The following is an 11,471-nucleotide window of genomic DNA, read 5'->3' on the forward strand; positions in this document are numbered from 1 at the left end:
AAAGATAATTATGGCGTCGCTGCATTAATTGGTATTGTCCACCACAACGGCGGAGCTAAGGAGGGAATAAATCGTATGGCACGATATGCTCCATAACCCAGCACTGCGGCTCCAACAACACAACGCACACAGCTAGACTCTGACATATAAGGTGAAGGGTCTGCATCTGGACGGTTTGCCGCTTCATCTATATGACGAGGTATCGGCCCCCCGCCATTATCTCCCCCCCTACACTTTTGGTTATACTCAGTAATATCTTTCTTCAGCCCTCTTTTTAAGTCATTCATTTCTTTGTAATGTCCACCAGGCTTGGTTAGTTTACCTCCTTTCATCGGGAATCCACCTTTAGCATCGGATACTGGATCATATTTAAGTCTTTCTTTTATAAGTAAGTTATATTTATGAAATATATCCTTTCTAAGTTGTTTACATCTGTCTTGATGGCAATTTGACGCAGCTAAGCCTAATGGATCAATTCTTCCAACTGAATTCCCCCCTACGTATACAAAGGTATTGACACCTCCCTGCAACCCAATCGGATCACTCTGCACATACCTACCCAAACTCGGATCATAATCTCTAAAGTAGTTTTGGTGCAGGCCACTCTCGGCATCGTAATACTGGCCGGGGAAGCGCAGGTTGTTTTCAACAGTATTGATGCTGATGCTAGCTTTACCAAAGGCACTGTAAGTGGCTTGCCACACCACTGCACCGCTGCTGGCAATTAGTCGCTGCGGGGTGCCTAGATGGTCATTTTGGTAGTAGTACACTTTGCCGTTAGCGTCCCGATTAAATAGCGGTGCGGTGCTCCAGGTGCGTTGCGGGGTGTAGTGATATTCTTTAAGCAAAGTGCCGCTGGCATCGTACTCGGCACTTAGGCCTTGGTCGGTATATAAAAAGTAAGTGGTGATGCCATTTACGGTTTTGCTAATGCGCATGCCCTGCGGATTGTAGGCGTATTGACCAACGATGACGTTATCATGCTTTACTGCAATTAATCGCTCTTGCTGGTTGTACACATACTCTACCTTGCTGGGGCCGTTCGGTGTTTGACTACCCACATAGGTTTTAGTTTTAGTGTGGCCATTGGCGGTATAGCTAAAGGCCCAATCCTCTTCGCCAGCTAAGGCTTGGCTGCTTAGCTGGTTAATGTTGTTGTAGTCGCGGTTTAGCGTGTGCTGGGTAGTGCTATTACCACTGGTTGTGGTGTTTTGCTCTACTAAGCGGTTGCCTACTGCGTCGTAGTCAAAGCTTTGCTGGCTTAAGTATTCTCCACCGCCGGCCGCTGCTGGATATTCGGCTAAATTTAGCCGATACAAGCTGTCGTAGTTAAACTTATAGTCACCGTGTTCGGTGCTAATAAGGGTGATTTGGTTTTCTAAGTCGAAGCTGTAGCTAGCGCTAGCAAGGCTGTTGTTGGCGGCATCAAGTAAGCTGCGGCTTTGCTCACGTTGCAGGCCATCGTAACTATAGGCAATGCTGTTACCACCGGGTAAGGTAATATTTTGCGGGCGCTGCCATTGATAATTATTAAAGCTAATTTGACCTAAGCCGGGTAATACCACCGCCTGTATTTGGCTATTTTTATTGTAAAAATAACTGTAGGTTATGTCCTCGGGGTTGGTATAGCTTTTTAACTGGCCGTTGTCGTGGTAGCTGTACTGATAGCTTTTTACAAATACCCCGTAATCAACATCTACCTTACTAATTTGATTAAGCTGGTTGTAATTGTAGGTCTCTTTTAACTCGCTAATATCCGCAGTAATGCCACTAGCCGCACTGCCTTTTTGTTGATGATAACCGGTGTATTGGCCAAAGGCATTGTAGCTATGTGTAACTACTTTAATCGGCAAGCTGTCGTCTTTGTTGGCAAACAAACTCTCGCTAATAAGGCGGTTAGCCTTATCGTAATCATAGCGAGTAAGCTGACCTGCCGGCGTTATTGTGACACTTAGATTGCCACGAGCGTCATATTGGTATTCACGTTTTAAGGTAGCATCGTCTACTTTACTTTCACTCAACTGCTGGTCGAGTAAATCGTAACTGAAGCGAGTAATACGCTGCTCGGCGTCACTTACCTCTAGCAAGTTATCACGCGCATCGTAAGTAAAGCGGGTAATGCCGCCTTGGGCATCTTCTACGCTAATTAAGCGGTTTAAGGCATCGTAACTTTGCTTGGTTTGATAGCTATTAGCGTCGGTGCTGTTAACTACATTGCCGTTGGGGTCGTAAACCATGCCACGTTCAACTGCAATATCTAAGGCACTCTGGTTTACCTTAGAGATACGGTCGCGCACATCATAAGCAAACTGCTCTTTATAAGTTGGGTATTCGATAGCATCTAAACGCTGCTGAGCATAATTATATTTGGTAACATTACCTTCGCCGTCGGTAACTGCCGCTATACGGCCTTGGCTGTCGTAACGGCTGTAAATACCGTGGTTATTGGCATCTATTGCGGCCGTTAAACGGTTATTGGGATCATATTCAAACTTGCTTACTTTACCTGCCGCATCGGTAACGGTTAAAGGGTGATTATCATTGTTGTAACTTACTTTTGTAATGGCGCCATTCGCTTCGGTTAGCTGCACCATGTTACCTGCTTTGTCGTAAAGGTAGCTGGTACCTTCACCATAAGGGTTGTTAGCCTTTAATAGATTACCAACAGCATCGTAAGCATAAGTCCATGTGTTACTTGCCGCGTCTACAACTTCTTTGGCATTGCCAAGATCATCATATTCCTTGTAGGTAGTAGTATCTTGTAGAGCATTGGTGACCGTTAAGGTATTACCATAATTATCGTAAGTGTAGGTAGTGGTTGAAAGCACGGTATTGCCAGCGCTAGACTCACCGCTGGTCTGTGTAAGCATTTGACCATATTGATCGTAGGTGTAGCGCATTGTTCGTTGCGCACTAGTGCCTTTTGCTTCAACTAACGCTAGTAAATTACCATTATCGTCATATTGATATTCGGTTATCAGCCCTCGCTCGTCTTTTACTTGGAGTGGTAGGCTGAACTGAGTATTGTATGTGCGAGTTATGTTTGTACCGTCTGGGTAAGTTACTTTAACAGGGTTTTTAAACTGGTCGTAATCGGTGGTGGTTTTTCTTCCCTGTGGGTCTGTTTTAATGCGTTGCTTTACGTAAATAAGTTCTTGATTACCAATTTGTGAAGGCTTTTCTTCCAAAGGAATTTTTAAGCACTCTTTACTAATAAGTGCTCCTTCCAAGTTAGTAACCACTGTTACGCCAAAGGCCAGATTGTATTGCTTAATAAGTTTTGCTACGCCTACTGAGCCGTCGGACATAACTGTTGTTGTTATATGCTGCTGCTCACCATCGACCGTTAAGCTCACCAGCTGACCATGCTCATTGTAACGACGTTCTGTTTCTACCCCTGAAGCATCATAGGTAATGCGGCTGTATTCACGAGTATCTTCATTAAACTTATTTTTGTAAATTATTGAACCTGCACCTTGGGTTTTTCGGCTAGTTAACTCCGCACCTCGAGTAATAGTAAAATCACAGCTATGTCCTCCTGCCCCTACTCTAGCTACCAACACTTGTTCTGGTGCACTAAACGTGTATTGAGTGCTTCTGCCTTGAGGATCATTAAGCCCTGCAAACAAGCCTTTGGCGTCATATGTGTACTGATATGATTCACCACGAGGGTCTATAACTTCTAATAGGTAATTATTTTCATCGTAAACGTAGGTTATTTCTCTTTCATCGTAGGTAGTAATCTTAGTGAGAAGTTGCTGACCGTTTATTAACTCCCAATGATAAGTTAAGACAACGTTGTTAAAGTGGTCTTTTACAAATTGAACATTACCATGCTGATCGCGCTCTACACTTACTTTCACTCCATTTTTGTCTTGATAGCTAACCATGCTCGTTGTTAGCACCATGCCATCTTCATTACGAACTATGTCGTAATTAACCGAGTTGCCTAAGCGGTCAGTCCATTGGTATTGATCTTCATCTTCTAAATAAGTAATACGGTAAGTTAATTGATTTTCATAACTTGCTTGCTTGGCATCGCGAATAGCTAGATAAATTTGATCTTGACGCTTAAACATCTCGGGATGTAGCGTTTTTTCGTCAGAACCGATTGGCTCTAAGGCACTCCATCTTTGATTCCATACCCACTGCCCATTTTCGATGTTACGAGTAACTCGTACATATCCACCTAACACCTTTACTCTTAGGTCTGTAAATGTTTCGTTAATTTTGCCTGTCGCAAAATTAGGAGGGGCATTATCACTAACTACCCCACCTATAGCTAAAACCGGGAGGCTAAGTAACAGACTTAATACTGTTAACAAAGTGCGAACCATTGAGATTCCTTTCATGGGTATTTCAATCCTTTAATGCGCTTGGTTAGGGCAAATAGAGCGCCCAACCAAGCTTTCAACTTTATAGGTGTACTTTTAACTAAGAGCCCGAGCCATTTCCGTTACTGCCACCGCATTCGTCATCAGTACAAAATGGAATAGGCGCACAGAACAAATCATCATCCTCATCGGCGATTTCATTTGGTGGCTTCTTGCTAACGTTACTACCGCCACTGCCGCCACCGCCGCCACCGCCATATCCCCACCACCATGCCCCACCGCTGCCAGTGTCACATTGGGCATCCCAACTACTCAGCCAAGTAACGATAGAAGCGCTGCTTACAACAGAACCATTCGAACAAGTACTCTTGTAGGTAATTCTTCCATCCAGCTGGAAACCACCACAACCTGCGCCAGTGGCATCCCCCTGTAGTGCTGGGTTAAAGTTGCTGATGGCTTGCACGCGGTAAGGCAATACAAACACCTCGCCACTTTCCAAGGTCTCAGGTAGCTCGGCAAGGTACTCCATATTTACGTATTGATTACTGTTAGGAAGATTAGCCGTAAGTGTATCGGCCTTAATTAAGCCATGATTGGTTAGGGTAAGCTCTCCATAAAACACTTCGCCAGCTTGCATCTCTGGTAGGTTAACCGCTAGAGGAGCCACTTCTACCACCGCTACAGGCACATTGGTTTTGTAGTTGGCTTTAACCACAATTTCGTACTTATCTTCAATTAAGATTTCACGCACGTCCCATTGCACATCCACCACGGTATTCATTAAGAAGGCATCTTGCAGTTGAATGATTCCGGGCTTTATTTTTACACGGCCACTTACGCTTGAGTGGTCAAAAGCACTCACTCGGTAGCTATAATTACCGGCAGGTAAATTAACAAAATTAGCCATACCGTGAACGTCGGAATAAGCGCTAGGGTTAATCTCCAGCACAGACTCGTTTTGCAACTCAATTTTGGCATTGTGGAGCCCCCAAATGGTATTTCCTTCCGCATCTTCAGTGCCGGTATAAATATCGCCAATTCTAAAGTCAATCGAGCCTTCTTCGCTGGTCACCACATTAACAAAATACTGCACTTGGAAATCTTGGTGATTGTCGGAAAGCACTTTTAATCTAAACTCATAACTCCCTTCGGCAATACTGTCGTTAGGTTGGAACTGCACTTGAACCGGAACCGACTCGCCTACCGCTATATCAGATAATTGAATGGCTGAGCTAATGAATGCCCAATCAGGCGCTGGCTGGTTATGCCCATCAAGCAATTGCAAGCGCGGGTTTATTAACTGCTCTTGTCCTTTATTGCTCAAGGTAACCGTTTCGCTGGTGATACCGTCAAGTTTTACACCAGTATTAAAATAATCAGTGCTTGCAACAAGCGAAGGTAATGCCTCAGACAAGGTGTAATCTAGCTCAACCATGCCTAACACTTTATTTTCTATAGATGCAGTATTGGCTACTACATGGAAAGTTAAAGTGCCATTATCTGGCGCATTGTTATTTCCACTAAAGGTAAGTGGCAGGTAAGCCGTTTGCTTTTGCCCCAGAGACACTGGCGCTTGAGCAATAAGCTCTATTCCCTCTGGCGTAGCAACCTCTTGGTAAGCATCTTCTGTTGCGCTATCTCCAACATGAACAAGGCGTAACTGATCAAGGTTAGTACTGTCACCCGCGGTCACTTTAACCGATACCTTTTGTGGGTAGTTTTTCGGTATTTTAACCACTAATTTTGCAGGGCTAACCTTAGCGTTTTGCACCACAAACTCTGCTTGCGCTGGCCGCATGATGCTGTCTGGGTGAATTGCAGATACCGCATACTTACCAGCAACGGCTTGAGGATTAAAGCTATGGCTATACGCGCCATTACCATCAGCAAACACGGTAGCTAATTGCTCAAAACCACGAACTTGAGTTACCACGGTAACAGGTGAACTCGGCAGTGGCGCACCACTATTGGAATCGATAGCGAAGCCTGAAATAGTTACCTCACCTGCACCATATAACTCGGTAGGTGTAAGCTGAGTAATAGTTGCTGAGTAAGGTAGGTCAACCAAAGACACCAGTTTTTGACTACCGATGCCAGCGATCTCTACGTGGCTATCTCGCCCAGTATTGTAGTGCAGCTTGTCTATCTCTAATCGCAGATTAACTTGCTCGGGTGCGGCTTCGGGTACTGGTATATCAAATACCGCTGAGGTAAAGCTGCCACTTGGAGCAATACGCGCTACCACAGCACCATTTGCAACACTTACAACATTGCCCGTGAACTGTTGAATTGGAGAAGTAGAAAGAATATTTCCTTCTAGGTCTTCTAGAACAAACCTAATCTCTGAGGACGCTTTAGTACCGCTGTTAAGCGCCATAAGTAATTCGGTGCTTACGTCACTGGTGTTTTCTAGCGTGAAGCTAGCTTTACCTGTACCTCCACGAGTGAAGGTATCGAGATTGATATTGGCAAACAAGGCTTTATCACCCACTAATACCTCAGCTTGTTGCTCAATACTTACTGAGTCACCTTGTACTGGTTGCTGCTGTATATTAAGTGTTAAACCAGAGCTTACATCTAAGTTTTGATAACCACCGATAACAACAGGTACCAACTCTACTGCACCAGCCTCAAGCTTAAACACGTCTGAAACATGTTCGCGCGACGTGTCGTTGTCATCCCAAATTACACTTAGCTTAAGCCCATTAAGTGTTTCGTCACCATTGTTGGTTACGTTGAACTCAAGCGTATTCATTACCCCACGGAACAATGACGGTTCTCCGGATACTTGCTTGGCTAAGGAAGTATTTAGAGCAGGTAAATAGATAGAGTGACCAATGCTTTCAACTTCATTGGCGTCGACAGCTTTCACTGTATATCGGCGCTGTAATAAAGTGCCATTATTGCTTGAGTTTCCTAAATACTCTGTGTCGGTAAACGCTATACGCCCCGACTGGTGAGCAATAGGGCTAGCAGATAACAACTGCAAATTGTTGTCCTCGCCGCTGTATACATTGTAGCCATTTATCGCAGTCCCCGGATGAGACCAGCTTAATACAGGTGCTTCTCCGCCTTTTACGGCAACGCTTAGCTTAGATACAGGCAGCAAACCAAAGTTATAGTAAGCAGCTTCACTAGGAGCAGATTGGTTACCTGCAGCGTCTAGCGCCACAACGGTGTAACTGTGCTGAACTTCATCTGGGCTATTATCTAAAGCGATTGGCTTGGGAATGTCTTGTTGTAACGGTGTTTCGCTTTGCAACATATCAGCCGTTGCGTTTTCACCTTCGGCCAAATCTAAACGGTAAACAAGGTAGCTAAGGCCTTCGCTAACTTGCACTTGATCGTTTTCGTCAAATTGCGGCGCTTGCCAAGTGAGCAATATACCCGAACCATTGGCATCAAGCTGTAATGCTGTTGGTGCTTTAGGTGCAACACTATCTGCTGATACAGCAACACCGGCACTTTGCGCACTAATAGCTTGCTGCTGGTTACTATTACGAACACTAGCAACAGTGTAAGTATATTCACCATCTAACGAGGTGGTATCTAAATAAGTTAGCTGTTCAGTTGTGCTTAACTCACTAAACACATCACTACCTGGTTCTTTGCGATATAGAACATAGCCTGAAGCTTGCTCAACCTCTTTCCAGCTTAAGGCCACTTGTCCATTAGCTTTTGCAATGGCGGTAAGTTGAGTAGGCGTAGCAAGTGGTGGCAAGTCACCTTGGTACACTTGAAACTGCCTTTGACCGTGGATCTTTTGCGTTTGGTTGCCTAAATCATCTTCTGCTGAGTACTGGAAAGTTAAGGTATCGGCAATCGGCTCCCCTAGCTCGTTAGTACCGGCTGTATTAGGCAAGGTAAAGCTACCTCGCCAAATTGGTGATACCGTGTTAACAGCGTCAAGCTGTAAATCGATACCACTTGCATAACTATCTAAGGTTTCACCACCTACCTCAGGGATCAACATTGGCAGGGAATTTGGCTTCAATTCGTCGGCTAGAGTAAGCACAACTTCCACAGCTAAGCCATTGTCCTCATCAACTTTTAATGGCTGAGATGGATTAATAACTAACTGCGTCACTTCTGGTGCAAGCGTATCAATCGTTATTGTGTCACCACTTTCTATGGTTGTGCCACGGTTATTGGCTAAATCAAAGGCCGCAACATTGGCATAGGCCGTCCCACTTAGTGTGTCTTCTGTAATATTGAAGCTACCACTATAAGTTTGAGCGTCGTTGTATTCTTTGTGTAGCTTAACTGGGATAGGTAAACCATTCTCGGGCAGCACCGCAAAATAGGGTTCGTTACGTAACACTTCGTTAAAGCGCAGGCTAACTTCTACTCCACCTACGCCAAAGCGTTCGGTGCTTTCATCAAAGTGGCCCAAGGCCTTGTAAGTAATTGACTCTACAACTGGGCCGTTGCTGTCTGCCTTCACTTTCACAACATTTGATAATGCGCTAAGCGTACCCAGTTGATTCACTGCTACTACTGCGTAGTAGTATTCGCCATCATCTACTGGTAAGTCGGCATATTCAGCTTTAGTTAGTAGCTCCGCATTAATTGGAGCCCCTGCTTCAGCTACTTGACTGAACATTGTACTCAGACGATATAACTGATAACCCGCGACTAAATTATTCGCATCATTGCTGACCACCGGTGACCAGTTCAAGAATACTTGACCAAGTTTGGCAGAGCTCGCCGTTAAACCACTCGGCGCGTCTGGGATACGTGAGTTCAGCTCTACAATAAGAGCATCACTAGCATTACCCAACACTTCTCGAGAAGGATATTGCGCTTTAGCGGTGAAACTATTGCTGCCCTCTTCTAGTTCAACTATTTGGCTAAATTCACCTTGGCTGTTAACTAAAATTAAATCGCCTACAGGTGCAACATCTCGATACAATTGCACTTGGGTTGCCGGGCTTGCCTTGCCTTTAAGCTGCGTACTTGCTGCATTAGTAGTGTGGTTGTTTTCTGGAACAGTAAACACCGGCGCAGCAGGAGGAGCTAAAGCAACAGTAAAGTTGTAACTTGGCTCCGATTGATTATTCCATGTATCTACCAACACAAGCTTTAAGGTATAAGCTTGATCGTCTAGCGTGAGAAGATCGAGATCGACACTATAAACTCCACCACTTTGCGCGGTAAAGTCGGTACCGATAGGCTGGTCATCAATATAAAATTCAACTCGGCCAATGGCTGACAAATCGCTAACTACAGCTTCAATTTTGCCGCTGCTGGTTAAGGTAGCTGTAGCCGAAAGATCTTGCTGCTCTCCTTGGCTGACATAACGAATGCTATTTACCACTGGCCCATCTAAATCAGCCCGAGGAGTACCAATAATAGGAGTAACATCAACGGTTTGACCATTTGAGATATTAACCGCCGTTACAGCTACATAATAATCAACATCATTGCTAAGGCCAGCAACAGCTTGTTCAATAGAGGTTTGCAAACTGCTACCTTTAGCAACTACTGCTTTAGGTTGTAGCGAGGCAACACTGCTAAACGCCGAGGCCTCTACATAAACGGCGTAGTGTTTAATTAGTGACCATGGCGTAGCAGCTTGCCAGCTTACTTCTAACTTATTACTTAACTCATTAATTGATAAGCCAGTTGGATTCGCCAGTAAAGTAGCGGCGTTAAGGGTAATAGCTGGCGATTCATTGCCACTGCTATCAATTGCAGTTAACGACAAGTCATAAGCAGACGCTGCCAACAATTGCTCCAACTCGTAACTCATTTGGCTAAGCGGGTTAGGCAAAGCACTCACATCGATATCAATCGGATTGGTGGCATCACCATTAACTATAATTCGGTAACTAGCTAAATCAGCAACGTTACTTTGCGGAGCAAGCCAGCTTAAGGCTAAGGCATTACCTTTGGAAACCACTTGTAATTGCTGTGGTTTGCTTGGCGCTATTACATCTTTAGGTGTAACAGCAACCGCAGAGACTAGTGAGTTAAACAAACCTTGTTTATCAAATGCGACAACAGAAACATGTAATTGTTGGTCACGGCTAAGCCCGCTTAACTCAGCATATTTCTGCCCAGCAGGAATTGTAGTTACGGCGGTTAAACCCGCAATGTTCTGGTAGGTATTGGTTTTAACGTAAACTCGATATTCATCAATATCATTACCATTTGCCAGCTCATCGTAACCAGCCCAAGTCAAACGTAAGGTAGTGCCATTACCTTCCTCTTCAACACTAATTGCTACTGGGCCCGGAGCGGTATTGTCATAACGAATGCTTACTGTAGCTTTATCACTAAGGTTACCAGCCAAATCTTTAGCTTGAAGCTCAAAAACGTTATCGCCTTCAACAAGGTCTAAAGTATGCGACCACGTTTCTAATGCCGAGGCATTTACTTGTAGCTCACCGTTAATATAGATAGCACTGTTCGCCTCTTTACTACCCGAAATGGTATAAACGTTCACCGAGGTTACTGAATCGTAACTATTTACCTGTGGTAGATTTGGTTTAGTGCGATCTAAAGTAAAGCTGTAACTAAAGGGTAAAGATGTATTGCCTGCTTTGTCGGCACTTGATCCTAGCACTTGATACACGCCATCAGTTAACTCAGCGGCTGGAGTAAAGCGAATTTCACTTTCATCTACTAACTCAATAGTACCCGCCAAGCTAACCCCACTACGTTTAAGCTCGAGGCTAGTGCTTACCGCATCAACACCACTGCCGTCTTCAACAAGGTTTGCTGAGATATAGCTTGGTGATAGCTTAGTGTGATAGTCAGCTTGCTGAACAAAACGTGGCTTTATGCTGTCTCGACGAACCAGTAGCTCTACACTATTTGAATCATTAAATGATCCATCCTTTGCAACTAGGATTAATTGGTTTAATCCTTCCTGTAGAGGGTAATCAAAAGACCAATCACCAGAGCCTAAGTCAACTAATCGAGAGCCATTAACAAAAATAGCGCTGTTGTCTTCACGCGAGCCACTTAAAACAATAGTGCTTAAGTTTGTAAGTGTTTCCTCTGGAGCAAGCGGTAAGTTAACAGTTGGTGCGCTAGGTTTGGTAATATCCACCACAAATTTATGAACAAAGGCGTCTTCTGCCTCCAATTCAACACTATTTTGGTTTTGATCCATCCCTCTGCCATTTTCGG

At 44.4% G+C, this 11,471-nt stretch carries 2 protein-coding genes; both read right to left on the minus strand.

Annotation, left to right across the window (positions count from 1 at the left end; translation table 11 throughout):
* Positions 1–8 precede the first annotated feature (8 nt).
* Positions 9–4,352 (minus strand): RHS repeat-associated core domain-containing protein, encoded by a 4,344-nt coding sequence (locus ACYFDN_RS20695; RefSeq protein WP_483512548.1) that lies wholly within the window; start codon positions 4,350–4,352, stop codon positions 9–11.
* An 82-nt stretch (positions 4,353–4,434) separates the two neighbouring features.
* Positions 4,435–11,454 carry a hypothetical protein gene (locus ACYFDN_RS20700; protein WP_483512549.1) on the minus strand — a complete coding sequence of 2,340 codons (7,020 nt, stop codon included), beginning with the start codon at positions 11,452–11,454 and terminating at the stop codon, positions 4,435–4,437.
* Positions 11,455–11,471 lie beyond the last annotated feature (17 nt).

This window comes from Agarivorans sp. D1326 (assembly GCF_056958115.1).

What these genes read in the sequence shown, in the direction of transcription:
- ACYFDN_RS20695 (WP_483512548.1), bottom strand. Translation starts at nt 4,352, where the DNA reads ATGAAAGGAATCTCAATGGTTCGCACTTTGTTAACAGTATTAAGTCTG.
- ACYFDN_RS20700 (WP_483512549.1), bottom strand. Translation starts at nt 11,454, where the DNA reads ATGGATCAAAACCAAAATAGTGTTGAATTGGAGGCAGAAGACGCCTTT.